This is a genomic window from Knoellia flava TL1 (assembly GCF_000768675.1).
GTDB lineage: Bacteria > Actinomycetota > Actinomycetes > Actinomycetales > Dermatophilaceae > Knoellia > Knoellia flava.
The window spans coordinates 1-24,018 of sequence record NZ_AVPI01000007.1 but is presented as its reverse complement, the minus strand read 5'-3'; the positions used below and the strand labels follow the sequence as shown (position 1 = coordinate 24,018).

Annotated in this window: 23 protein-coding genes; 7 read left to right on the top strand and 16 right to left on the bottom strand. The window is 71.5% G+C overall.

Annotated elements, in window-relative coordinates:
• The 5 genes from N798_RS03640 to N798_RS03620 form a co-directional block, all read right to left on the bottom strand.
• Positions 1-192, bottom strand: coding sequence for a hypothetical protein (locus N798_RS03640; protein WP_156971596.1), 192 nt, complete (start codon positions 190-192; stop codon positions 1-3).
• Between the two features lie 87 nt (positions 193-279).
• Entirely contained in the window at positions 280-669 is a 390-nt protein-coding gene (locus N798_RS03635; RefSeq protein ID WP_035946355.1) for a TIGR03618 family F420-dependent PPOX class oxidoreductase, read from the bottom strand.
• 33 nt (positions 670-702) lie between these two features.
• Entirely contained in the window at positions 703-2,025 is a 1,323-nt protein-coding gene (locus N798_RS03630; protein WP_052116873.1) for a glycoside hydrolase domain-containing protein, read from the bottom strand.
• A 164-nt stretch (positions 2,026-2,189) separates the two neighbouring features.
• Positions 2,190-2,624: an OsmC family protein gene (locus N798_RS03625; RefSeq protein WP_052116872.1), complete on the bottom strand. Its 435-nt coding sequence runs from the start codon at positions 2,622-2,624 to the stop codon at positions 2,190-2,192.
• A 33-nt stretch (positions 2,625-2,657) separates the two neighbouring features.
• Complete coding sequence (locus N798_RS03620; protein ID WP_035946352.1) at positions 2,658-3,269, bottom strand: LysE/ArgO family amino acid transporter; 612 nt, start codon at positions 3,267-3,269, stop codon at positions 2,658-2,660.
• An 86-nt stretch (positions 3,270-3,355) separates the two neighbouring features.
• Here N798_RS03620 and N798_RS03615 point away from each other — a divergent pair, with 86 nt between their 5' ends.
• Positions 3,356-4,222 carry a LysR family transcriptional regulator ArgP gene (locus N798_RS03615; RefSeq protein ID WP_035946351.1) on the top strand — a complete coding sequence of 289 codons (867 nt, stop codon included), beginning with the start codon at positions 3,356-3,358 and terminating at the stop codon, positions 4,220-4,222.
• Positions 4,223-4,342: 120 nt separating this feature from the next.
• Here N798_RS03615 and N798_RS17190 read toward each other — a convergent pair whose 3' ends face one another.
• From N798_RS17190 to N798_RS03595, 4 genes are all read right to left on the bottom strand, one after another.
• A complete protein-coding gene (locus N798_RS17190) occupies positions 4,343-7,363 on the bottom strand; it encodes a carboxypeptidase regulatory-like domain-containing protein (RefSeq protein WP_156971595.1) in 3,021 nt (1,006 codons plus the stop codon).
• Positions 7,364-7,559: 196 nt separating this feature from the next.
• Positions 7,560-9,815 carry a PxKF domain-containing protein gene (locus tag N798_RS03605; RefSeq protein WP_035946350.1) on the bottom strand — a complete coding sequence of 752 codons (2,256 nt, stop codon included), beginning with the start codon at positions 9,813-9,815 and terminating at the stop codon, positions 7,560-7,562.
• Between the two features lie 150 nt (positions 9,816-9,965).
• The gene (locus N798_RS03600; protein WP_198030703.1) at positions 9,966-11,084 is read right to left on the bottom strand and encodes a PLP-dependent cysteine synthase family protein; all 1,119 of its coding nucleotides are present in this window, start codon (positions 11,082-11,084) and stop codon (positions 9,966-9,968) included.
• Positions 11,085-11,180: 96 nt separating this feature from the next.
• The gene (locus N798_RS03595) at positions 11,181-12,050 is read right to left on the bottom strand and encodes a hypothetical protein (RefSeq protein WP_035946348.1); all 870 of its coding nucleotides are present in this window, start codon (positions 12,048-12,050) and stop codon (positions 11,181-11,183) included.
• Between the two features lie 156 nt (positions 12,051-12,206).
• On the opposite strand from N798_RS03595, the gene N798_RS03590 reads away from it, so the two are divergent.
• Positions 12,207-12,725: a peptidylprolyl isomerase gene (locus N798_RS03590; protein WP_035946347.1), complete on the top strand. Its 519-nt coding sequence runs from the start codon at positions 12,207-12,209 to the stop codon at positions 12,723-12,725.
• A 175-nt stretch (positions 12,726-12,900) separates the two neighbouring features.
• On the top strand, positions 12,901-13,830 hold the full coding sequence (locus tag N798_RS03585) for a rhomboid family intramembrane serine protease (RefSeq protein ID WP_035946345.1): 930 nt from the start codon (positions 12,901-12,903) through the stop codon (positions 13,828-13,830).
• 285 nt (positions 13,831-14,115) lie between these two features.
• On the opposite strand, the gene N798_RS03580 is transcribed toward N798_RS03585, so the two are convergent.
• A complete protein-coding gene (locus N798_RS03580; RefSeq protein WP_035946344.1) occupies positions 14,116-14,370 on the bottom strand; it encodes a cell division protein CrgA in 255 nt (84 codons plus the stop codon).
• A 69-nt stretch (positions 14,371-14,439) separates the two neighbouring features.
• On the opposite strand from N798_RS03580, the gene N798_RS03575 reads away from it, so the two are divergent.
• From N798_RS03575 to N798_RS03560, 4 genes are read left to right on the top strand one after another with little or no spacing between them, the layout of a single operon-like run.
• Complete coding sequence (locus tag N798_RS03575) at positions 14,440-15,192, top strand: DUF881 domain-containing protein (RefSeq protein WP_052116870.1); 753 nt, start codon at positions 14,440-14,442, stop codon at positions 15,190-15,192.
• A complete protein-coding gene (locus tag N798_RS03570; protein WP_052116869.1) occupies positions 15,189-15,878 on the top strand; it encodes a class E sortase in 690 nt (229 codons plus the stop codon). Before N798_RS03575 ends, N798_RS03570 begins: the two co-directional genes overlap by 4 nt.
• Before the next feature lie 13 nt (positions 15,879-15,891).
• Positions 15,892-16,098 (top strand): hypothetical protein, encoded by a 207-nt coding sequence (locus N798_RS03565; protein ID WP_035946341.1) that lies wholly within the window; start codon positions 15,892-15,894, stop codon positions 16,096-16,098.
• Positions 16,095-16,766 (top strand): aminodeoxychorismate/anthranilate synthase component II, encoded by a 672-nt coding sequence (locus N798_RS03560; protein ID WP_035946340.1) that lies wholly within the window; start codon positions 16,095-16,097, stop codon positions 16,764-16,766. The genes N798_RS03565 and N798_RS03560 overlap by 4 nt, the downstream gene beginning before the upstream one ends.
• A gap of 136 nt (positions 16,767-16,902) precedes the next feature.
• Here N798_RS03560 and pknB read toward each other — a convergent pair whose 3' ends face one another.
• The 6 genes from pknB to N798_RS03530 all read right to left on the bottom strand — a co-directional run.
• Entirely contained in the window at positions 16,903-18,777 is a 1,875-nt protein-coding gene (gene pknB / locus N798_RS03555; RefSeq protein ID WP_035946419.1) for a Stk1 family PASTA domain-containing Ser/Thr kinase, read from the bottom strand.
• A gap of 5 nt (positions 18,778-18,782) precedes the next feature.
• Complete coding sequence (locus tag N798_RS03550; protein WP_035946339.1) at positions 18,783-20,240, bottom strand: peptidoglycan D,D-transpeptidase FtsI family protein; 1,458 nt, start codon at positions 20,238-20,240, stop codon at positions 18,783-18,785.
• Complete coding sequence (locus tag N798_RS03545; RefSeq protein ID WP_035946338.1) at positions 20,237-21,619, bottom strand: FtsW/RodA/SpoVE family cell cycle protein; 1,383 nt, start codon at positions 21,617-21,619, stop codon at positions 20,237-20,239. Before N798_RS03545 ends, N798_RS03550 begins: the two co-directional genes overlap by 4 nt.
• The gene (locus N798_RS03540) at positions 21,616-23,013 is read right to left on the bottom strand and encodes a PP2C family protein-serine/threonine phosphatase (RefSeq protein WP_035946337.1); all 1,398 of its coding nucleotides are present in this window, start codon (positions 23,011-23,013) and stop codon (positions 21,616-21,618) included. Before N798_RS03540 ends, N798_RS03545 begins: the two co-directional genes overlap by 4 nt.
• A gap of 2 nt (positions 23,014-23,015) precedes the next feature.
• A complete protein-coding gene (locus N798_RS03535; protein ID WP_035946335.1) occupies positions 23,016-23,543 on the bottom strand; it encodes an FHA domain-containing protein FhaB/FipA in 528 nt (175 codons plus the stop codon).
• 12 nt (positions 23,544-23,555) lie between these two features.
• Positions 23,556-24,018, bottom strand: a 463-nt coding sequence (locus N798_RS03530; protein WP_232222666.1) for an FHA domain-containing protein, incomplete at its 5' end; no start/stop codon positions are given.

The following is a 24,018-nucleotide window of genomic DNA, read 5'->3' as shown; positions in this document are numbered from 1 at the left end:
TCACGCCCCCGGTCCCGCTCGATGCTCACCACCGGACGTGGACGTGTCGTCCTCGGCGGTGTCCACCGCTACCTCGGCCTCGCCCTCGAGGGGCGCGAGCGGGTCGACCCAGCCCGGGGGCGGGGGCGGGTCCGGTGTCACCGGGGGAAACGTCGTGCCGTCGGGCTGCAGGTGCGATGTGCTGTGGTTCATGGGCATCTCCTCGCGCACCTCCTTCCCGGTGCCGCGTGGCCCAAACCCCTCCGACCGGGCCATGTCGCGCTGCCCGACCGGGGCCGGTCAGACGTTGCCGAGGACCCGGTCGACCGCGATCTCGACGACGACGCGCTCGGGGTTGACGCGCGGCTGCCGGTAGCGGACGGCATACCTCTCCACGGCATCGGCGACGGCGGCCGCGTCGGTGAGCACGCGCGAGGGTCCCTCGAGGGCGAGCCAGCGACGGCCCTCCACCTGGCAGACCACGGCCCGGCCACCGCGGGCGGCGTTGCGGGCCTTCTGCGACGGGCCGCTCGTGATGACCCGGACGACGCCGGCGACCGCGTCCCACGTGAACCCCACGGGGACGACGTGCGGTGAACCGTCACGGCGCAGCGTCGTGAGCGTCGCGAGGTGCCGCTCCGTGAGGAAGTCGAAGGCCTCGTCGGACAGCGCGCTCGGGTCGATGGCCATGGAGCGAGGATGCCACCCCGGCCCTCTCCACCGTCATGGACACCGCGGCACCGGCGAGCTGTAGGTCGTGTTCGATGCGTTCGACACGTAGTAGTCGCTCATCCACCTCCCGTCGACGAGCTGGTTCCACACACGGGTCGACCCCACGAGGGTGCCTGCCTTCTGGCAGGCGACCCAGGCGAGCGCACCTCCCTGGAGCGAGCCGCTGACGGCATACGAGGTCCCGGGTCCGGAGCGGGTGTTGACCGGGGTCGAGATGGTGACCTGGCCCGGGGACGAGCAGCGCTGAAGGGGCGCGCTGAACGTCGTGCTCGAGGGTGTGGACACATAGCGGTCCGACACGAAGCCGCCGTTGCTGATCCGGTCCCACACCGACGTCGTGCCCACCGTCTGCCCCCGCGCCTGGCAGATGAGCGAGACGACGGATCCGGGCGCCAGCGTCCCGATGACCGGATAGGCGCTCGACGGTCCGCTTCTCACGTTGAGGACGCCCGAGCTCGTGACCCGATAGGGACGGAGCACCGTCGCAACGGGGCCGCGGATGATGTCGCTGTCGACGTTCATCGTCACGCCGCCCCACGTCTCAAGGTGGTCACCGCGGTACTGCTTCGCGCGCTGCCACTCGGCCCAGAGCGTGTTGCCGGCCGTGGGCCAGTTCGTCGTCGTCGCGACGTTGTCCCACCGCGCCATCCAGATCGCGTCGGGGCGCGCGAGGGTCGTCGAGAGGTAGGACGCGGCGAGGTCGCGCACACCGGAGTCCTGGTGGGCGTAGATCCCCGCGAGGAACCCCGCCCTGTGCAGGGCGCGCGTCCACTCGGACACATAGGTCCGCACCGCCGTCGTGCACCCCGCGGCCGCCCGGTCGTAGTGCTCGACGTCGGCATAGAGCGCACTGCCGGGCAGGAGGCCGAGGGACCGAGCCTTCGCCACGGCGTCCGCGCCGTCCGCCGCCCCTCGTGCGGCCGCGCCGCTCGCCGCGTAGCGGTAGGGCTTGGAACCGAAGACGCAGAAGGGCTGGTCGCCGAAGTAGGTCGGCACCAGCGACCATCCGGCGGCCGTAGCGCTGCGCACCCATGGCGCCGTGAGGTTCGGCTGTGCGCACCCACGGTTGCGACCACCGAAGTAGATGTTGACGCCGGTGTAGGGCGACCGCCCCCGCCAAGCGGCGAGAGCCGTCAGCGACGGCGCCGTGCACGTGTCGAAGAAGGAGCCCGAGATGCGCGTCGCCGACGAGGCGCTCGGGTAGGCAGCAGGCGTGGCCGGATCGGCCTGTGCCGGTGTCGGCGCCATGATGCCGATCGCCAGCGCCGCGAGCGCCGTGGTCACTCCGGCCGCGAGCCTTCGTGTGGGTCCCATGACAACCTCCAGCGCGGAGCCGTCGGCGGGCGCGAGGCCCCACGCCTTCCATGATGCGCCGCCATCGCCGGTCCCGTCATCGCTTTGGCCCGAACCGCAACCTCCGCCGTATGCCGTTCGCCCCGAACCCCCTCGAACGGGCTCCGCTCGTGCGACCGGGTGGGTCAGGTGGACGTGGTCCCGGTGGACCTGACCACCGCGGAGGAGAGCCGGACGGTGGCGCCGTGGCGCAGGACGGACGGGATCTCGGCGACGTCCTCGACGTGCGCGAGGAGCTCCCGGAGGTCGGCCTCGGTCGCCTCGCCCTCGAGCTCGACGGCGTAGTGGACCCCGGTCGAACGGCACGGGTGCCCTTCGAACCCGCCACCCGCGGTGACGCGGACCGTCGTCAGCCTGATGCCGCGCGCCTTGCCCTCCCGGAAGAGGTCGTTCGAGACGCAGGCGGCGATGGCGAGGTGGAGAACGTGCCCGCCGGTGATCTCCTCGAGGCCGAGCTCGTGGTGCTGCCCCGTGTGGCGGTTGCGGAACTCGACGACGACCGGCGCGGCCTCCCCCACCGACGTGTCACCGGTCGTCGACACCCTGGCCTCGAAGTCCATGTCCCCAACGCTCCCAGAGACGGGGCGGCTGCGTCAGAAGGTCGAGCGAAGCAGCATCGCGGCCAGGGCGAACATGACGAACCCGATGAGCACCTCGATCACCTGCCAGACCCGGGGGCGGGCGAGCCAGCGGGACGCAAGGTGCGCGGCATACCCAAGGGTCGGGAACCACAGGAGGCTGGCGACCCCGGCGCCCACGCCGAACCACCACCGCCCCGTCGTCCCGTGGGAGGCGCTGAGGTTGCCGAGCATGAGGACGGTGTCGAGGTAGACGTGCGGGTTGAGCCACGTGAGCGCGACCGCAGTGAGTGCCGCGGACCCGCCGGCCGCCGACCCGGTGGTGAGCGCCTGCGGGTGGCGCGCGGACAGCAGGGAGCGGATGCCGAACCAGACGAGGTAGGCCGCACCGGCGCCGGTGATGACGCGCAGCAGGCCGGGGTGGTTGTCGACGAGCGCGCCGACGCCCGCGACTCCCGCGACGATGAGCAGGAGGTCGCTGACCGCGCAGATCGCGACGACGACGCCGACGCGGTCGCGCGCGATTCCCTGTCGCAGGACGAAGGCGTTCTGGGCGCCGATGGCGATGATGAGCGAGAGGCCCGAGACGAGGCCGCTGAGGACGGCGGTGAGGATCGTGGTGTTCATCGCCTCCGACGCTAGGCGTGATCGCCCGTGAAGGCCAGCGAAGGATTCACGGGGTTCCTTAGTCTGGCTTCATCTAGGTTGGAGAGGTGCAGACCGACCAGCTCCGGGCCCTCCTCGCCGTCGTCGACGAGGGGACGTTCGAGGCGGCTGCCCGCCGGCTGCACGTCACACCCTCGGCGGTGAGCCAGCGGATCAAGGCGCTCGAGCACTCCCTCGGCCGGGTCGTGGTCCGGCGCGGCCTGCCCTGCGAGGCGACCGAGGCCGGTGAGGTGCTCGTCCGCCTGGCCCGGCAGCAGGACTTGCTCGAGCGCGAGGCCCGCGCCGCCCTCGACGACGCAGCGACGACGCGCGAGCTCTCGGTCGTCGTCAACGCCGACTCGCTCGCGACGTGGTTCGTCGACGTCCTGCGCGAGGTGGCCGGCTGGGAGGGCGTCGTCCTGCACCTCCACGTCGAGGACGAGGGGCACAGCCACGAGCTGCTCCGGGCGGGCACCGTCCTCGGCGCGGTGACCTCGAGTCCCACTGCGGTGCAGGGCTGCTCGGTCGAGCGGATCGGGGTGATGCGCTACCTGCCGGTCGCGACACCGGCCCTGCGGGAGCGGTTCTCGCACGGTCGGGGCGTCGACTGGGCACGGATGCCGGCCCTGCAGTTCAACGAGCACGACGACGTGCAGCGAGGAGTGCTGCGCCGCCACGGGATCGGAGCCGACGCGCAGCCACCCACCTCCCGGGTGCCGTCGTCCGAGGGCTTCGCCGAGGCGGTGCGCGCCGGGCTCGGGTGGGGTGCGTTGCCGGAGGCCCAGTGCCGGGCGGACCTCGAGTCGGGCGTCCTGGTCCGGCTCGGCGCTCGCGAGCACGTCGACGTGCCGCTGCACTGGCAGGCGTGGCGGCTGCGCTCACCGCTCGTCGACCGGCTCACCGAAACCGTGCGTGCCCATGCGCCGCGCCGCTGACGTCCCCTCACCTCCGAGGCGCGGCCATCCCGGGGACGCCATCTCTCGGGAGAGCCGGAGAGGGCCCGACCATGCGGTCGGGCCCTCTCCCTCGTTGCCGGGTGCCTCACCCGGATCCGGTCACGTGATCGTCGCCGTGGCGGCCGACGTCTTCGTGACGCTGGTGTAGCCGGTCTTGCTCCCCGTGACCCGGACCGTCATCGTCCTGGTGCGGTCGGTCGTCGTGAGGACGTAGGTGCTGGCCGTCGCACCGGAGATCGCGACGCCCGATCGGTACCACTGGTACCTCAGGGTGACCGGTGCCGGGCCCCAGGTCCCGGGCACGGCGGTGAGCCTCGAGCCGACGGTCCGCGTGCCGCTGATCGTCGGGGTCGCGGTGGTGAGCGTCCCCGCGGCGACGGCCGCGGTCGCGGCCGACGTCCTGGCCACGGTCATGTAGCCGGTCTTCGTCCCGGTGACGGTCACGGTGATCGCCTTCCCGGTGTCGGACCCGGTGAGCACGTAGGAGCTCGCGGTGGCACCGGTGATGGCGACGCCGGCCCGCTTCCACTGGTACGTCAGCGTGACCGGGGAGGGTCCCCACGTCCCCGGCGTGGCCGTGAGCCGGTAGCCGGCCTTGACCGTGCCGCTCACCGTCGGGGTCGGCGCCGTGAGGGCGCCGAGCACGGTCGCGGTCGCGCCCGAGGTCTTGGCGACGCTCATGTAGCCACTCTTGCTGCCCGTGACCCGGACCGTCATCGTCTTGCCCATGTCGGTCGACGTCAGCCTGTAGGTGCTGGCCGTCGCGCCGGTGATGGCGGCGCCATAGCGGAACCACTGGTAGGCGAGGGTGACCGGTGCCGGACCCCACGTGCCGGGGACCGCGGTGAGGGTGTAGCCGACGGTCCGGGTCCCCGAGATCGTCGGGGTCGGGGCGGTGAGGGCGCCGAGCACGGTCGTCGTGGCGGCCGACGTCTTCGCGGCGCTCGTGTAGCCGGTCTTGCTGCCGGTGACGCGCACGGTCAGCGTCTTGCCCATGTCGGTCGACGTCAGCGCGTAGGTGCTGGCCGTCGCGCCGGTGATGGCGACGCCGGAGCGGAACCACTGGTAGGCGAGGGTGACCGGTGCCGGGCCCCACGTGCCGGGGACGGCGGTGAGGGTGTAGCCGACCGTCCGCGTGCCGCTGATCGTCGGGGTCGGGGCGGTGAGCATGCCGGCCGCGACGGCGGCGGTCGCGGCCGAGGTCTTCGCGGCCGTCGCGTAGCCCGACTTCGTGCCAGTGACGGTGACGGTGATCGTCTTGCCGGTGTCGGACCCGGTGAGCGTGTAGGTGCTCGCGGTGGCGCCGGTGATGGCGACGCCCGCCCGCTTCCACTGGTAGGTGAGCGTGACCGGCGCAGGGCCCCAGGCCCCGGGGACGGCGGTGAGCACCGAGCCCGCCTTGGCGGTTCCCGTGATCGTGGGCGTCGGCGCCGTCAACGTGCCGAGCTGCGCCGTGACCGGACCCGCGCTCGCGACGTAGGTCGTGTCGTCGTTGCCGGTGACGGTGCGGACGTAGTAGCGGACGCTGATCTTCTTGCCGACCATGTCGTTGGTGAGGGTCAGCGTCTTCTGCTGACCGGCATACGCACCGTCGGCACGCCACTCGTAGCCGTCGTAGTCGATCGCTGTGCCACCGACGGGAGTGCCGTGGTTCGCGGTGAGGGTCTGCCCGACGACGGCGCTACCGGAGATCTGAAGGGGCGAGGTGAGGGCGACGCCCTTGCCCACCTCGTAGCCGATGCTCGACATCGTCGTCGTGACGTAGCCCGACAGCGAACCGGTCACGCGGACGGCGACCGGCTTGCCGGCGAGGTCGGAGGTGGGGACGAACGTCGTGCCGGTAGCGCCGGCCACCGGGACGAAGGCCCAGCGGTTCGTCGTGTCGTACCAGCCCCATTGGTAGGTCAGCTGGACCCCGGACGGACCCCAGGCGTTGGCGTGGGCGGTGAGGGTGGAGCCGACCCGGGACGCACCGTCGACCCACGGCTCGCTCGCGGTGAGCGACTTGCCGGCCACGGGCAGGACGACGCGCAGGGTGCGCTGGGCCGGAGAGGTCGGCTGCGTGAGGATCGTCGCGGTGTCGCTCGTCGCGGCGTTGTCCCAGCAGCGCGAGGCGTATCGGGTCTCGCGGTTGGGTGCCTCGGGGCCGTAGTGGTCGTCGACGAAGCAGAGCTTGTAGCGGCCACCGACATCGGTCCGCCAGAAGAACCTGCCGTTCTCGTCGGTCATGAGCGGGCCGTACTGCGGGGTCTCCCACTGGCCCGTCTCGGCGTTGTGGGTGTAGGTCACCCAGCGGACCCCCTGGATCGGAGCGCCGGCCGCGTCGACGGCCTCACCGTAGAAGCCCGTCGTCGGCGCGAGCTCGAAGTTGGCGGTCGTCACCGTGGGTCCCTCGGGCAGGACCGGGTCCGGGGAGGGGTAGTCGGGCGTGCTCACGGATGTGCCGTCCCAGTACTCGGCGTCCCAGGCGTGCATGTTCCAGTCGGCATCGCGGGCGGTGATGCTCACCTCGCCGGGGACGACCTTGGTGAGGGTGTAGGCGCCGGTCGCGTCGGTCGTGGTGCCGACCACGGAGCCACCGCTCGTGGGCACGCTCTCGACCCGGATGCCCGGGATGGCCGCGCCGGAGGTGCTCGTGACACGACCCTTGACGGTGGCGAAGCGCGGCAGCCGGACGTTGGCGGTGGCGGTGGGGCTCGTCGTGCTCACGACGATGGTCTTGGCGTCACCCCACCCCGGGGACTGGTCGTAGTACTGCGCCGCGTAGGTGTCGGCGCAGGCCGTGCCCGTGTGGCAGTTGGCATAGAGGGTGTAGTCGCCCGGCTTGGTGACGTCGATGGTGAAGCGGCCCGAGGCGTCGGCCGTGCCGTAGTGGTCGCGGTCGTCCTGCCAGTCGACCGGCTGGGCGTAGAGGTAGACGTCGTCGAGCGGCACGAGCGCGCCGCTGGCGTCGCGACCGGTGACGACACCGGTGATGGTGTAGCCCGACGCGGCCTGCGCGGGCGTGGCTGCGGCGAGGCCCAGCACGATGCCGAGGACGGCGGTGAGCGTCACAACCACGAGCCGGCGCATCCCACCTCCTCGTGACAGTGGCGGTGCGACGAGGACGGTCGAGGACACGGACGACTCCTGGGGACGTGCGGACGGAAGGTGGCGCCATGGACCCCGACGACCTCCGTCGTCACCCCCCGTGACCCCGCGGGAAGCGTAGCCGCCGGCGGGGACCCTCCGGACCCCACGAAATCGCGGAATCGGCCGGACAGACGACGAGGCCCGAGGGAGCACGCTCCTCCGGGCCTCGTCGAGTCGGGTCAGGTCACTTCAGCTTGAAGTTCGCCGAGATCTTCGACCCGTCCTGCGTGGTCATGGTCACGAGGTAGCAGGAGCCCGGCGACTTCGGCGTCTGCCAGTTCTGGATGAACTGACCACCCGTGGCGTCGTAGCGGAGAACCGTGCTTCCGGAGGTGGTGAGCTCGATGTCATCCGTGGCGACGTTGGTCGAGCAGCTCATGTTCGTGACCTTGAAGCTCTGGACGACCGACGTGTCGGTCAGCTCGGTCGACCCGGAGAAGACCTCGAACTTGAGCGGCACGGTCGAACCGTTCTTGACCGTGTTGAGGACGCCGTTCATGTCGACCGGCTGGTAGAAGCCCTTGAGCGTCCACGCGAGGACCGTGTAGTTGCGCTGTGCCGTCGTGGTGTTGCCTGCGACGTCGTGGGCGGTGGCGACGAGTTCCTTCGTCCCGGTGCTCGTCTGGTATCCCGCGATGGAGCAGTCGTTCACGGGCCCGGACAGGGCGTCCGTGGCCGTGCAGGTGCCCGCAGCAGGGACAGAGCCGAAGTAGTAACTCGCGCCGTCGGCCGGCCCACCGACCCAGGTGACACCCGGCGCGGTCAGGTCGACGTCCACGTTGGCGACGCCGTTGCTCGCGCTGTTGCCGGCCTCGTCGTACACCGTGGCGCTGTGATCCTGGTTCTCTCCCTCGGCGAAGGTGTGTGACGCGGGGCAGTCGACCACGCCTGAGGTGTCGTCATTACAGGTGTAGGTGACGGTCGGGGCGCCGGTCGTCGTGTTCCACCAGCCGCTCGCACCTGGGCTGGAGCTGGACGGGGAGTCCAGAGCAGCCGAGATCGTGGGAGCGGTGACGTCGACGTCCACGTTGGTCACCTCGGCAGTCGCGCTGTTGCCCGCCCTGTCATGGACCGTGCCGCTCTGGCTCTGGTCCTCGCCGTCGGCGAAAGTGTGCGCCGCGGGGCAGGCGCCGGCGGCCAGGCCGGACCCGATGTCGTCGCAGCTGTACGTGACGGTGGGCGCGCCAGTCGTCTTGTTCCACCAGCCGCTCGGAGCCGGGTTGAAGCTGGAGGCGGAGCCGAGAGCGGCCGAGATGGTCGGAGCAGTGAGGTCGACGTCCACGCCGCTGACTTCGGCCCTCGCACTGTTGCCGGCCTTGTCGATCGCCGTTCCCTCGTGGGCCTGGTCGGCACCCTCACCGAATGTGTGGCCGCCGGTGCAGGAGGCGACGCCCGCCAGCGCGTCACCACAGGCGTAGGTCACTGTCGGCGCACCGGAGCCGATGTTCCACCAGCCGGTGGAGGAGTCGGCGTCGGGGCTGAGCGTGGCTTCGATCGTCGGCGCGGTCTTGTCGATGTTGATCCCGGAGACGGTGTTGCTCACGCTGTTGCCGCTCGGGTCAGTGCAGGTGCCCGTCGCCGACTGGCCCTCGCCCTCGGCGCGCACCGCCTGGCTCACCGAAGCGGTCTCGTCGAGGAAGGCGTCCGAGCAGGACCACGTCACCGTGACGTCGCTGTTGTTCCACCCGGCGTCGTTGGCTTTGGGGAGGCGGCTGACGAGCGAGATGACCGGGGCCGTCGTGTCGACGACCGAGTAGGTCACGGAGGAGACGGCGGTGAGGCCGCCCCTGTCCTTGTAGGTGCAGCTGGCCGTCTGCTGCCCGAGCCGGGCGGCCGGGCCGCCGGTGACCGCGCTGAGCGTGGCCACGAAGCTGGACGGGCCGTCCTCCGCGTCCGTCACCTGGCACATCGCGGTGGGCACCGAACCGAACTCGTATGCCGTCCCACTCGTCACGCCGGTGACGTCCACGCTTGGAGCGGTGTTCGTGGGCGTGGCCGGGCTGACATTCACGCTGAAGGTCGCGGGCGCGAACGTGAATGTCCCGCCGGTGTTGTTGCCCGTCTGCGACAGCGTGACGGTGCTGCTGCCAGCGGCCACCGGGTGCACGGTGATCGTCCTCGTCGCCGAACAACTGTCGAAGCTCACGCTGTTCGGCGAGACCGTCGCCTTCGTCGGGTCGGACGAGGTGACCGCCACCGTCAGGACGGTCTGCCCGGTGAGGTTGCACCCAGGCTTGCCGTCGCCGCCCGTCGTGACGACACGGAGGGTGGTGGTCCCATCGGCGCCGCCGACGGTGAGCGGCATGACCTCGGCCTCGGGGTCGATGGTGGCGTCGATGTTGTTGACGATGTCATCGGCGCTCGCGGTGGCGGCGCCGGCGGCGAGCGTCAGCGCGGCGACGGCGGCGACGGAGGCACGACGAAGTAGGGATCTGTTCATGGCTGGGCTCCTGGCAGGAAGGTCATCTCGGAGGGGCGGCCCCCTGCCGGAAACCTAGGGCTGACCAGCACGAACGGACCGAGGATTGGTCAAATCGAACTGGTCAACTTCGTGTAGTCCCTTCGACCCACATCGACTAGTCCTCGCGCCTCACCCGAGCCAGACGCCGTCGTCCCACGCGGACGCCAGGACACCGGCATACCGCTGCAGGTCGTGCCCCTTCTCGGCCACCCAGGCGTCCGAGTTGTAGGTCTCGTCGTAGCGGTCGCCGCGGTCGCAGACGAGCGAGACGATCGAGCCCCGCTCGCCCGCGGCCTGCATCTCGGCGGCGAGCCGGAGGGCGCCGTAGATGTTGGTGCCGGTCGAGGGGCCCGCCGAGATCCCGGTGCGCTCGCGCAGGAATCGCATCGCCGCGATCGAGGCGCAGTCGGGCACGCCGAGCATCCGGTCGACGACGAGCGGGAGGAACGACGGCTCGAGTCGCGCCCGCCCGATGCCCTCGATCCGCGACGACTCGAGCCGCGCCTCGCCGTCGCCCTGCCACGCCGGCAGGAACGCCGAGTGCTCGGGGTCGACGACGCAGACCTTGCTGTCGAGCGCCTGGTAGCGGACGAAGCGGCCGATCGTCGCCGACGTGCCACCGGTCCCCGCGCCGACGACGATCCACGTCGGCACCGGGTGCTCCTCCATCGACATCTGCTCGAAGATCGACTCGGCGATGTTGTTGTTGCCGCGCCAGTCGGTCGCTCGCTCGGCGTTGCTGAACTGGTCGAGGTAGACCCCGCCGGCCTCGTCGGCCAGCCGCCGAGCCTCGTCGTAGACCGCCGTCGGGTCGTCGACGAGGTGGCACCGGCCGCCCTCGCGCTCTATGAGGGCGATCTTCGCCGGTGACGTCGAGGACGCCATGACCGCGACGAAGGGCACGCCGAGCATCCGCGCGAAGTGCGCCTCGCTCACTGCCGTCGACCCCGAGGAGGCCTCGACGACCGTCGTCCGTGGGCCGATGACACCGTTGCACAGCCCGTAGAGGAAGAGCGAGCGGGCGAGCCGGTGCTTGAGCGACCCGGTCGGGTGGGTCGACTCGTCCTTGAGATAGAGGTCGACGCGTCCGCACCCCGGCAGGTGCACCTTGACGAGGTGCGTGTCCGAGGTCCTCGTCGCGTCGGCACGCAGCTTGCGGATCGCCTCGCGCACCCACGCGCGGTCCGGCTCGGTCCGCAGGCCGGTGTCGACGAGGGGCTCGGGCCGGGGCGACGTCGACGATGACATGCCGCTCACCGTATCCACCCCGCGAGTACCGACAAAGACGGAGGCGGTATGCCGGGTGGGCACCCGGCATACCGCCTCGCGTTCGTGACCCGAAGGTCAGGTGTTGCTCGTGTTGCGACCCTCGTCGAGGTTGGGGGTCGACAGGTCGGCGCCCTCGGAGGTGCCGGTCGTCGACGGGACGGAGCCATCGGCGAAGTCGCCGGCGTCGGTCCACGCGTTGCCCTCCGAGGCCTGCTCGGTCGTCGGCTCGCCACCGAAGTCCGACGCGTTGGCCTCGTCGGCCTTGTCAGAGGCCTTGTCGGACGCCTTGTCGCGGGCCTCGTCGACCTTGTCCTTGGCGGCAGCACCCGCGGCAGCGGCCTTGTCCTTCGCGGCCGAGCCGGCCGCGGCGGCCTTCTCCTTGGCGGCGGAGGCGAGGTCGGTCACCTTGTCACCCACGGACGAGTCGCGTCCGTGCGACGGCGGGGTGTAGGCCCCCGCGCTGGCCCACGGGTCCTTCTTCTCGGTCGACTTCTTCCACGCGAACGCGGCCGCACCAGCGGCGAGGAGCAGCAGCAGCGCGCCCTTGCCGCCCTTGCGCTGCTTCTTGACGACCGCGTCGCCCTTGAGCACGTGGTAGGCGTCAGGCGCCCGGTCGGCGGCCTCGGCCGCTGCACCCTTGGCCGCGACGGCGCCGGCGACGACGGTCGCGAGGGCCGAGGCGAGCTTGGGCACGACCTCCTCGACGAAGGTGTCCTTGGCGTCGGCCACCTTGGGCCCCGCCTGGTCGGCGTAGTCACGCGCGGTCTCGCGGGCGAGCTCGACGTGAGGCGCCGCCTTGTCCTTGAGGTCGACGGCGCGGGCGCGCAGGTCGGCCGCGTGCGACTGGGCGCTCGAGCCGGCGTCCGAGGCGGTGGAGGCAGCGCTCTCGACCCGGGCCGCGACGGCGTCGCGTGCCTGCTCGGTCTTGCTCTTCGTGCGGAACACGAGATTCTCCTATCGGTGGACGATCGGGTTCCTTCCATCAAACACTGTTTACCCACGTCACGGCACCTAGGGGTCGCCCCCAACCGCACCTCGGTATGCCGGCCCCGTCCCGACCGCGCCCTCGGGGCACCGCCGCGGTCCCCATACAGTGGGGGCATGAAGGCAACCCTCAAGACGAACCACGGCACGATCAACCTCACGCTCTTCGCCGACCAGGCCCCCAAGACCGTCAAGACGATCACCGGTCTCGCCACCGGCGAGCTCGAGTACAAGGACGACGCGGGTCGCACCAACCCCGACAAGTTCTACGACGGCCTCATCTTCCACCGCATCATCCCGGGCTTCATGATCCAGGGCGGCGACCCGCTCGGCCAGGGCTTCGGTGGACCCGGCTTCGCCTTCGACGACGAGATCCACCCGGAACTCTCGTTCGACCGTCCCTACCTCCTCGCCATGGCCAACGCCGGCAAGCGGATGGGCAAGGGCACCAACGGCAGCCAGTTCTTCATCACCGTCGGCGCCACCCCGTGGCTCAACGGCAAGCACACGATCTTCGGCGAGGTCGCCGACCAGGAGAGCCGCGACGTCGTCGACAAGATCGCCGCCGTCCAGACCGGCGCCCAGGACCGCCCCAAGGACGACGTCGTCATCGAGAGCTTCACCGTCGAGGGCTGACCCCTCGACATCGACTTCTTGCCCCGTTGCGCCACGTGGCAGAGGCCTTCGGCCGCCGACGCGTGTCGCAACGGGGCAAGAAGTCGGCAAGAGGCGCGAGGAGCGCCGACCACGACGGTCGGCGCTCCTCGCCGCATTCAGCCCGGGTTCAGGTGGCGTCGATAGGATTCCCGCGATGAGCGAGCCGACGGCATACGGACAGACCGGCACTCCCGACGAGGTGCCGGTCTGCCCGCGTCACCCCGACCGGGTCTCCTACGTGCGCTGCCAGCGGTGCGGCCGACCCGTGTGCCCCGAGTGCCAGCGCCCGGCGGCCGTCGGCGTCCAGTGCGTCGACTGCGTGCGCGAGGGGCAGAAGTCGGTCCGCCAGGGCCGCACGGTCTTCGGCGGTGACATGGCCGGCGTCGGCGAGCGGCCGCTCGTGACGACGACGATCATCGGCATCTGTGTCCTCGTCTTCCTCGGGCAGATGGCCAACCCGCGGCTCACCAACGAGGTCGCCTTCGTGCCCTACCTCGGCGACACGGAGCCGTGGCGCTTCCTCACGTCCGCCTTCGCGCACTCGCCGCGGAACTTCCTGCACATCGCCTTCAACATGTATGCGCTCTGGGTTATGGGCCAGTACCTCGAGCCGATGCTCGGCCGGGCCCGGTTCGCCGCGCTCTACCTGCTCAGCGCGTTCGGCGGCTCGGTGATGTATCTCCTGCTGTCCTTCCCCGCGACCTTCGACGACATGCGCAACGGCGACTACGGCTCGTGGGAGACCGCCGCGGTGGGCGCCTCGGGTGCGGTGTTCGGGCTCTTCGGTGCCTTCCTCGTCCTCCAGCGCCGGCTCGGCCGGTCCGCGGGCCCGATGGTCGCGACGATCGGCATCAACGCCGTCCTCGGGTTCGTCGTCCCCGGCATCGCCTGGCAGGCCCACCTCGGCGGGCTCGTCGTCGGCGCGGCCTGCGCGGCGGTGTTCGCCTACCTCGGTCGCCGACCCGACGGCCCGGGCACCCGGCCCGCGAGCTTCGGCGTCCACTGGGTGGGTCTCGGGGCCATCGCCCTGCTGCTGCTCGTGCTCACCGTCGTCAAGTACGCCGTCACCAGCTCACTCCTCTGACGCCTGCGTCCCGTCTGCGTCGGGCGCACGCCGCTCGTCCACAGCCTGTGGGCGTTGTGGATGACACGGGTGTCATTTTCCACACTGGGGACAAGTCCTGTGGAAGTTACACGGCTGTCATTCTCCACAGTGGGGATAACCCCTGTGGACAACTCGGCGTTAGTCCACAGGTCGTCCACACGGTGGCGAACGGCGCGCGCGAGGCGAGGGGACGGCATACGGGAGCAACGGAACGGCCCCCGACCACAGGGTCGGGGGCCGTTCGGCAGGAGCTGGGGGGGGGGCTCAGCGCCAGCGCGTCGTCATGAGGAAGCCGGCCATCATGAACGCGAAGCCCGCGCCGAGGTTCCAGCGGCCGATCTGCGGCACGGGGTACTCCTTGGCGCCGGAGATGTAGTAGGTCACGACCCAGATGAGCCCGATGACCATGAGGCCGAGCATGACCGGCACGAACCAGCGCGGGTTCGGCTTGATGTTCCTGTCCTGCGCCGTGCGGGGCGGGGTGTAGGCGGGCTTGGCGCGGCCCTTGGACTCTGGCACGGACTCTCTCCTTGGCTAGCGGTGTCGTGGCCTAGCGTAGGGCCTGCAGATCGGAGAGGTGGTGACCGCGTGGTGGAGCGCAGGTTCCGCACGAGGCAGCTGACCGTGTGGTCGGTGCTCGTGCCGGTCGTCGCGATCCTCGCCGGGATCCTCTTCGCGACGAGCGGCTCGGTGGCGCAGGGACGCAGCCTGCGCTCGGACGCCGCCGGCCTGCCCGACATCATCCGCGAGCAGACCCAGGACAACACCCGGATGACCGAGGAGCTCGAAGGGCTCAGTGCCGAGGTCGACGAGCTCACCCTCGGTGGCGCCCCAGGCAACGCCGAGGTCGAGCAGCTCACGAAGGAGGGCGACGCCCTCGGCTTCGCCGCCGGGCGCACCGACGTCGAGGGCCCGGGCGTCGAGGTCCAGCTCACCGACTCCAAGCTCCCCGTCGACAAGCTCCCCGAGGGGTTCTCGGTCGACGACATCGTCGTGCACCAGCAGGACGTACAGGCTGTCGTCAACGCCCTCTGGGCCGGCGGGGCCGAGGCGATGATGATCCAGGACCAGCGCATCATCTCGACGAGCGCGGTCCGCTGCGTCGGCAACACCCTGATCCTCCAGGGCCGGGTCTACTCCCCGCCCTACCGCATCCGGGCCATCGGCGACCCGGCGTCGATGCGCGAGATGCTCACGCAGTCGCCCGAGGTCCTCATCTACCAGGAGTACGTCCGCGCCGTCGGCCTCGGCTACGAGGTGCGCTCCTCCGACCGGTTCGAGTTCCCCGCCTACGCCGGCTCGATCACACCCGACTACGCGACGGTGGACGACGACCGGTGAGGCGTGCCGTCGGGGTCCTCGGCGAGCTGCTCCTCACCCTGGGCGGGCTCGTCCTGCTCTTCGTCGTGTGGCAGCTCTTCTGGACAGACGTCGTCTCGGACCGGGCGCAGGCCCGCACCGTGACGAGCCTCGAGCAGGACTTCGTCGACGCCTCGCGCGACCCGGGCAGCGCGACCGCCACCCGGATCGGTGGTGACGCGTTCGCCGTCGTGCGCATCCCCCGCTTCGGGAGCGACTACGAGCGCCCGCTCGTCGAGGGCACGTCGGCCGCGGAGCTCGCCCGCGGCCTCGGCCACTACGTCGGCACCGCCGGGCCCGGCGAGGTCGGCAACTTCGCCATCGCCGGTCACCGCACGACCTACGGCAAGCCGCTCGCCGAGATCGCGAGCCTGCGCCCGGGTGACGAGATCATCGTCGAGACCGTTGCCGGCGAGAGCGTGTATGCCGTGCGCAGCCACACGATCGTCCGCCCCTGGGAGTCCGAGGTCATCGCCCCCGTCCCCGGCGACCGTGCCGCGAAGCCGACCAGGGCGATGCTCACGCTCACCTCCTGCCACCCGAGGTTCAGCGCGAAGCAGCGCTACGTCGTGCACGCCGAGCTGACGCGGACCCGCACCCGCGAGCAGATCTCGCTCGTCGACGACCTGCCCGCGCCCGGGACCGCGCCGTCCAGCGAGCCGTCGTGAGAGGGGCGTCCTGATGTATGCCGCACTCTGGCGCGCGCTGCCGGGTCCCGTCGTCGTGCGCGTCCTGTTGCTCCTCCTGCTCCTCGCGCTCGTGGTCTTCGTGTGCTTCGAGTGGCTCTTCCCGCTCGTCGCATCGTGGCTGCCCTACGACGAGACGACCGTCGGTGCGGATACTGGTGCCACGGCATACCCATCCTTCCCGACCCCGGAGCCCTCGTGACCACCACCGCCCGCCGCATCCTCGTCGTCGACAACTACGACTCGTTCGTCTTCACGATCGTCGGCTACCTCGAGCAGCTCGGCGCCGAGTGCACCGTCGTGCGCAACGACGCGGTCGCACCGGGCGACGCCGCCGACTACGACGGGGTGCTCGTCTCACCCGGCCCGGGGACGCCCGAGGAGGCCGGCGTCTCGATGGCGATGATCGAGGCGTGCGCCGAGCGCTCGCAGCCGATGCTCGGGGTGTGCCTCGGGCACCAGGCGCTCGGCGTCGTCTTCGGCGGCACGGTGGGCCGGGCGCCCGAGCTGCTCCACGGCAAGACCTCGCTCGTCGAGCACTCCGGCGAGGGCGTGCTCGCCGGGCTGCCCTCGCCGTTCACGGCGACGCGCTACCACTCGCTGACGATCGACCCGCCGACTCTGCCCGACGCGCTCGTGAGCACGGGCCAGACGGGCAGCGGCATCATCATGGCGGTCCAGCACCGCGACCTGCCGCTGCACGGGGTGCAGTTCCACCCCGAGTCGGTCCTCACCCAGGGTGGGCACCGACTCCTCGCCAACTGGCTCGAGGTGTGCGGCGACGACGGCGCCGTCGAGCGGTCGCACGGGCTGAGCCCGCTCGTGCACGGCGCGGACGTCGCCGACATCGCCGCCCAGGTCACCGGTTGACGCTCCCGCCCGTTCGTCCCAGCATTTCCTCCCCGTGCGGGAACGTTGAAGGTCCGGAGGGAAATGTTCCCTCCGGACCCTCAACCTTCCCTCCGCTGGGGGCGTGGCCAACGCCTCCGTATGCCGTGTGCCCCCGTCAGGGGCCGGGGAGGGTGATCGACGGGGTCGGCGTGCCGGTCGGGGTGGCGCTCGCCGACGGCGTCGGGCTCGGAGTCGGCGTGGCGGTGGGCGTGGGCGGCGGAGGCGGCAGCTTCTGCGCGACGCGGATCGTCACCTCGGACCCGAGCGCGATGAGCTCGCCCTCGTCGGGCTCCTGTGCGATGACCGTGCCCTCGGCCGCCTGCGACGTCTGGCGGTAGGTCGTCCTGGGCTTGAGCCCGATGGCGAGCAGCGCCGCCGAGGCCTCGTCCTGGGTCATCGTCGTCAGCTTGGGCACGGCGACCAGACCGGTCGCGACGCTGAGGTCGACGACGGTGCCCGGCTCCACCGACTCGTTGGCCTTGGGTGTCGACCCGACGACGCGGTCCTTGGGCTGCTCGGAGGTGTTGACCTTCTCGGTCTTGCCGACCGTGAGCTTGAGCTTCGCGAGCGCCGCGGTCGCCTCGGCGACGGTCATGCCCGCCAGCTGGGGGACGGGCACCGAGCTCGGCCCGGTCGAGACGACGAGGGCCACGGTCGTCTCCGACGGGTCGACGCGCACACCGGGCTCGGGGGTCTGCGAGACGACGGAGCCCTCGGGCACGCTGTCGCTGCGCGCGGTGCTCTGGACGACGTCGTCGAGCCCGACCTTGCGCAGGTCGGCGAGCGCGGTCGGCACCGGCTTGCCCTCGACCGGTGGCACGGAGACCTTGGCGGCCTCGGCCTGCATGGCTCGGTACTGCATGAGCCCGAACGCGAGCAGCGCTGCGGCCGTGAGCAGCGCGACCGTGATGAACGCCGCCCGGCGCCCGCGGTGGCGCGGGCGCTCGTCGCGCGAAACCGCGGCCGGGAAGGTCGAGGTGACCGGACCGACCGGGGGCGCAGCGGCAGCCGCGGCCTCCGGGGGGCGGGTCTGGACGGCATACACCTGGGTCGGTTCGGCGCTCGCGAGCGTCGGCGCGGCACCGGCGGCGAGGGCGGCGAGCGACGCGGTCGCCTCGCGGCTCACCGGTCGGCCGAGGCGGACGCGCTGGAGGTCGCTGCGGAACGAGGCGGCGTCCTGGTAGCGGTCCTCGCGCGGCTTGGCGAGCGAGTGGAGGACGACGGCGTCGAGCTCGTCGGGCACGGAGTCCTCGAGGGCCGACGGCGGGATCGGCTGCTCGCCGACGTGCTGGTAGGCGATGGCGACCGGGCTGTCGCCGATGAACGGTGGTCGGCCGGTGAGCAGCTCGTAGAGCATGCAGCCGGCGGAGTAGAGGTCCGAGCGCGCGTCGACGGTCTGGCCCTGGGCCTGCTCGGGCGAGAGGTACTGCGCCGTGCCGATGACGGCCTGCGTCTGGGTCATCGTCGCGGCGGTGTCGGCGATCGCGCGGGCGATGCCGAAGTCCATGACCTTGACCGAGCCGTCGTCGCTGATCATGACGTTGGCCGGCTTGATGTCGCGGTGGACGATACCCATGCGGTGGCTGTAGCCGAGCGCGTCGAGGACCCCCTCGGTGACGCGCAGCGCCTCCTCGGTCTTGAGCTTGCCCTCGGAGCTGAGGACCTCGCGGAGGGTGCGGCCCTCGACGTACTCCATGACCATGTAGGGGACGGCGACGCTGGCGCCACCCGACTCGATGGTGTGGTCCTCGCCGGAGTCGTAGACCGCGACGATCGAGGAGTGGTTGAGCCCGGCCGACGACTGCGCCTCGCGGCGGAACCGCTTGATGAAGGACTGGTCGCGGGCGAGGTCGCTGCGGAGCATCTTGATCGCGACGGGTCGTCCGAGACGGGTGTCGTGGCCGAGGTGGACCTCGGCCATGCCGCCGCGCCCGATCAGCTCGCCGACCTCGTAACGTCCCCCCAGCAGGACGGGCTCCTCGCGCGTCACGTCCGTCACTTCTTCAGCCCCGCCTCGATCATCGCCTTGGCGATGGGGCCACCGACGGCGCCACCTCCGCGGGCCTCGCTGTCGGGGTCGCCGCCGTTCTCGACGACGACCGCGACGGCGATCTGGGGGTCGTTGGCCGGTGCGAAGCCGGTGAACCACGCGTGGGCGCGGGAGACGCGGTCGGTCTCGGCGGTGCCGGTCTTGCCGGCGACGCGGACGCCGTCGACCTGCGCGGGCTCGCCGCTGCCGCTCTCGACGACGGCCTCCATCATCTCGGTGAGCTGGGCGGCGACCTCGGGGCTCACGGCCTGCGAGAGCTCCTCGGGCTCGGCGCGCTCGATGACGCTGAGGTCGCTCGAGAGCACCGACCGCACGAGGTGCGGCTTCATGACGATGCCGCGGTTGGCGACGCCGGCGCTGAACATCGCGACCTGGAGCGGGGTGACGCGCACGTCGTACTGGCCGACGGCCGACTGCGCGAGCTGCGGCGGGTTGAGCTCGGCCGGGACCGAGCTCGGCGTGACCCGCATCGGGACCGAGAGCTGGTCGCCCACACCGAACTTCGCCGCCTGGTCACGCAGCGCGTCGGCGCCGAGCTCGAGCCCGAGGTAGCCGAACGCGCTGTTGCACGAGATCTCCATGGCGTGCAGGAAGGTCGTCTTGTCGTCCGGCCCGCAGGAGCGGTCGCCGAAGTTGGGCAGGCCGACGGTCGTCTGCGGCAGGTCGAGCTCGGCCGGCCCGGGGAGGACGGTGTCGGGCGCGAAGCGGCCGCTCGAGAGCGCTGCGGCGGCCGTGACGATCTTGAACGTCGACCCCGGCGGGTAGAGGTCGCCGCCGATGGTGCGGTTCACGAGCGGCTTGGCCGGGTCGCCGTTGAGCTTCTTGTAGGCCGCGTCGACCTGCGCGAGGTTGTGCGACGACAGCGGCGACGGGTCGTAGGTCGGATTGCTCACCATCGCGAGGATCTCGCCGGTCGACGGGTTGACCGCGACCGCGGCGCCCTTGCGCCCGTCGAGGGCCTTGATCGCCGCCTGCTGCACCGCGGCGTCGATGGTGAGCTCGAGGCTCGCGCCGGCGGTCTTGCGACCGGTGAAGAAGTCCGAGACCCGGCGGAACGCGAGCTTGTCGCTGCTGCCGGAGAGCAGCCCGTTCTCGGCCTGCTCGAGGCCGCCGCCCGCGCCGTAGAAGGAGTAGTAGCCGGTGACGTGCGCGTATGCCGTCTTGCCCGGGTAGGTGCGCAGCCACTTGTACTCGTCGTCGACCGGGACCGACTTCGCGATGGCCGTGTCGCCGACGAGGATCTGGCCGCGCTCGCGGGCGTAGGTGCTGAGCAGCGTGCGCCGGTTGTCGGGCCGGGCGTTGAGGTCCTTGGCCCAGACGAACTGGATGAGGGTCGTCGAGACGAGCAGCGAGGCGAAGAGCAGGGCGACGACGAAGGAGAGGCGGCGGATCGGCTGGTTCATCGCACCTTCACCACCTGCGTCTCCTCGCTGGCCACGGGGTTGGGCGCGGCAGGGTCGGGGACGGGGCGGCGGGCGTGGTCGCTGATGCGCAGGAGCAGCGCGACGAGGGTCCAGTTGGCGAGGAGCGAGGACCCACCCTGGGAGAGGAACGGCATCGTGAGGCCGGTGAGCGGGATGACCCGCGTGACGCCGCCGACGACGACGAAGCACTGGAGGGCGACCGAGAAGGCCAGGCCGGCGGCGAGCAGCTTGCCGAAGCCGTCGCGGGCGCCGATCGCGGTGCGCAGGCCGCGTTCGACGAGCAGGACGTAGAGCAGGAGCAGCGCGAAGAGGCCGATGAGCCCGATCTCCTCGCCGAAGCTGGGGATGATGAAGTCGCTCTCGGCGAAGTAGGTGAGCTCCGGGCGGCCCCGGCCGAGGCCGGTGCCGAGCATGCCGCCGGAGGCCATGCCCATGAGGCCGCGGGCGAGCTGGTCGGAGGTGTCGAGGGCCTCGCGGCTGAAGGTGTCGAGCCAGAGCAGGACGCGGCGCTGGACGTGGCTGAAGAGGAGGTTGGCGACCCAGCAGCCGACGCCGAAGAGCAGCAGGCCGATGGCCACCCACGAGGTGCGCTCCGTGGCGATGTAGAGCATCGCCACGAAGAGCCCGAAGAAGAGCAGCGAGGAGCCGAGGTCCTTCTCGAGGACGAGGACGCCGACCGAGAGCATCCACGCCACGAGGATCGGGCCGAGGTCGCGCGCCCGTGGCAGGGTGAGCCCGAGGATCCGCCGGCCGGCGACGGAGAGGGCGTCGCGCGTCTGCACGAGGTAGCCGGCGAAGAAGACCGCGAGGACGATCTTGGCGATCTCACCGGGCTGGAACGAGAACGGCCCGACGGCGATCCAGATGCGCGAGCCGTAGTTCTCGACGCCGAGCCCGGGCACGAGCGGCAGGAGCAGCAGCCCGAAGCCGATGGCGCCGGCGAGGTAGGTGTAGCGGCGCAGGATGCGGTGGTCGCGCAGGATGATGAGCGCCGCGATCGCGAGTCCGGCGGCGAGGGCGCTCCACATGAGCTGACGCAGCGCCATGCCCTCGGCGAGGCTGCGGTCGTTGGCGAGGTCGAGCCGGTTGATCATGACGAGGCCGAGCCCGTTGAGGAGCGTGGCGATCGGCAGGATGAGCGGGTCGGCGTAGGGCGCCCGCAGCCGCATCGTGATGTGGAACGCGGCGGTGATGACGAGGAACCCGGTGCCGACGGCGACGAGGCTCGGCGGCACGGCGCCCTCGACGGCGACCCCGACGTTGATGTAGGCGAGCGCGACGATGGCGACCGCGAAGACGAGGAGCCCGAGCTCGACGTTGCGGCCCTTGCGGGAGGAGAGAGCGGAGACGGTGGTCATGCGTTGGGGCTGACGCTCGGTCCCGGCGACCCGGTGACGGGGGCGCTGGGCGACGGGGTCGCTCCGGGCACGCTCGCCGAGGGGCCCGAGAGGGTCGGCGTCGGGGTGGGGGTGGGGGTCGGGGTCGTCCAGTTCGACGGGACGGTCGCGCAGTCGCGGCCCTGCGACTTCGCGTAGCGGCACGCCCCGGCCTGCACCTCGAGGTTGCGGACGAGGGCGGCGGCGTCGGAGCGGGTGTTCATCGTGATGCCGCGCGCAAGCTGGCCGCGGTAGAAGTCGGGCAGGTCCTCGACGACGATGCCGCTCATCGTCTCGGGGCTAGACAGGCTGATCGGCCCGATCGTCTGGTCGACGCCCTTGAAGACGGTGACGCGGCCCTCGCGGACGCCGACGTAGAACTGCGCCTGCGTCCACGCGTAGGCGGCATAGCCACCACCGACGAGGAGGACGACGGCGAGGACGGCCGCGCCGACCCCGCGCAGCAGCGTGGCCGTGCGGCTGCGGGGTCCCTCGTCGGCGAGGTGGAGGTCGTCGTCGGTCGCACCCCTGGCCTCCTGCGACAGCGCGGCGGCCTTCTCGGCCGGGGTCACCGGGATCGGCCGGGTGTGGCGCCGGATGGCCGCGGCGGCACCGACGACCTGGGGCGAGTCGCTCGGCACGGGACCCTTGGTGAGGTCGACGACGTCGCCGACGACGACGGTGACGTTGTCGGGGGCGCCGGCGCGCAGCGCGAGCTGGACGAGCCGCTCGGCGCACTCGCCGGGGCGGCGCTCGGTGGTGAGGACCTCGTCGATGGTGTCGCGTGCGACGTAGTCGGACAGGCCGTCGGAGCAGATGAGGTAGCGCTCGCCGACGACCGCCCGGCGCACGACGACGTCGGGCTCCTCGCCCTCGGCGCCGGTGAGGACCCTCGTCACGAGCGAGCGCTGCGGGTGGGTCGACGCCTCCTCGGCGGTGATCCTGCCCTCGTCGACGAGCGACTGGACGAAGCTGTGGTCCTTGGTGATCTGGCTGACCTGGCCGTCGCGGACGACGAAGGCGCGCGAGTCGCCGATGTGGGCGAGGACGAGCTTGTCACGCGCCCGCAGGATCGCGATGAGCGTCGTGCCCATGCCCTCGAGGTCGGGGTCGTCCTGCGCCATCTGACCGAGCTCGGCGTTGGCGGCGGTGATCCGGCGCAGCAGGGCCTGGGTCGCGTCGGCGCCGGAGAACGACTCGCCGTCCAGCGGGACGAGGGCGCCGAGGACGGTGGACGAGGCGACGTCGCCACCGGCGTGGCCGCCCATGCCGTCGGCCATCGCGAGGAGGTGCGGGCCGGCATACCCGCTGTCCTCGTTGTTGGTCCGCACCATCCCGACGTCGGAGCGGGCGGCGAAGTGGAACGCGATGGCCACGGCTACCTCCGCAGCTCGACGACGGTCGTCCCGAACCGGATCTCGGTGCCGGCCGTCACCGGTGTGGCGGTCGTGAGGCGCTGGGGACCGATGAAGGTGCCGTTGGTCGAGCCGAGGTCCTCGACGACCCAGCCGTCGGGACCCTTGAAGATGCGGGCGTGGCGCCCGGAGGCGAAGTCGTCCTCGAGGACGAGCGCCGACTCGGGGCTGCGGCCGATGAGGATCCCGGCCTCGCGCAGGGGCAGGCTCGTGCCGGCGAGCGGGCCGCTCATGACGCGCAGGTGGTTGGGGTCGCGGCTCGCCGACCGCGCGTTGATGCGGCGGCCGACCGGGCGCTGCTCGGCGGGCACGGACGCGGCGCTCCCCCGAGCGGCCGGCCGGGGGGTGTTGCCGCGAGGCGCAGCGGCGCGACGGGGCGTCACCTGGGTGCCGTAGAGGTCGCCGCGCAGGACGCCGACGACGGCGATGACGAACGCCCAGAGCGCGACGAGCAGCCCGAGGCGCATGACGGTGATGGTGAGCTCACTCATGGCTTCCGGCGCTCACTTGCGCCCGGCCCGGTAGGTGACTGACGTGCGACCCACCGTGATGCGGTCGCCGGACTCGAGGTGCTCGCTCGTCACGGGCTCGCCGTTGACGAAGGTGCCGTTGGTCGACCCGAGGTCGCGGATCGTCGCCACGGTGTGCGGGCCGTCCTGGGTCACGCGGATCTCGCTGTGCCGACGCGAGATTCCCGGGTCGTCGAGGATGATGTCGGCGCTGTCGTCGCGGCCGAGGACGGTGATCGCGCCCATGAGCGGGTAGCGCTCTCCGTCGACGTCGAGCCACGGCCGGTCCGCCGGGTTGGTCCGGCGCGGCTTGGTCGGCGGCTTCGCCGGTGGGTATGCCGCGGTCTCACCGAGGCCCTCGGCCTCCGGTGCCGCATACCTCGGGTCGGGGCGGCGCGGTGGCGGGACGGAGCGCGCGGCCCCACCGGACCCAGCCGCAGCGGCGCCCGCGGCAGCG

Coding starts and splice junctions, on each gene's coding strand:
- N798_RS03640 (WP_156971596.1), bottom strand. CDS start 192: ATGAACCACAGCACATCGCACCTGCAGCCCGACGGCACGACGTTTCCC.
- N798_RS03635 (WP_035946355.1), bottom strand. CDS start 669: ATGGCCATCGACCCGAGCGCGCTGTCCGACGAGGCCTTCGACTTCCTC.
- N798_RS03630 (WP_052116873.1), bottom strand. CDS start 2,025: ATGGGACCCACACGAAGGCTCGCGGCCGGAGTGACCACGGCGCTCGCG.
- N798_RS03625 (WP_052116872.1), bottom strand. CDS start 2,624: ATGGACTTCGAGGCCAGGGTGTCGACGACCGGTGACACGTCGGTGGGG.
- N798_RS03620 (WP_035946352.1), bottom strand. CDS start 3,269: ATGAACACCACGATCCTCACCGCCGTCCTCAGCGGCCTCGTCTCGGGC.
- N798_RS03605 (WP_035946350.1), bottom strand. CDS start 9,815: ATGAACAGATCCCTACTTCGTCGTGCCTCCGTCGCCGCCGTCGCCGCG.
- N798_RS03600 (WP_198030703.1), bottom strand. CDS start 11,084: ATGTCATCGTCGACGTCGCCCCGGCCCGAGCCCCTCGTCGACACCGGC.
- N798_RS03590 (WP_035946347.1), top strand. CDS start 12,207: ATGAAGGCAACCCTCAAGACGAACCACGGCACGATCAACCTCACGCTC.
- N798_RS03585 (WP_035946345.1), top strand. CDS start 12,901: ATGAGCGAGCCGACGGCATACGGACAGACCGGCACTCCCGACGAGGTG.
- N798_RS03565 (WP_035946341.1), top strand. CDS start 15,892: ATGTATGCCGCACTCTGGCGCGCGCTGCCGGGTCCCGTCGTCGTGCGC.
- N798_RS03550 (WP_035946339.1), bottom strand. CDS start 20,240: ATGAACCAGCCGATCCGCCGCCTCTCCTTCGTCGTCGCCCTGCTCTTC.
- N798_RS03545 (WP_035946338.1), bottom strand. CDS start 21,619: ATGACCACCGTCTCCGCTCTCTCCTCCCGCAAGGGCCGCAACGTCGAG.
- N798_RS03535 (WP_035946335.1), bottom strand. CDS start 23,543: ATGAGTGAGCTCACCATCACCGTCATGCGCCTCGGGCTGCTCGTCGCG.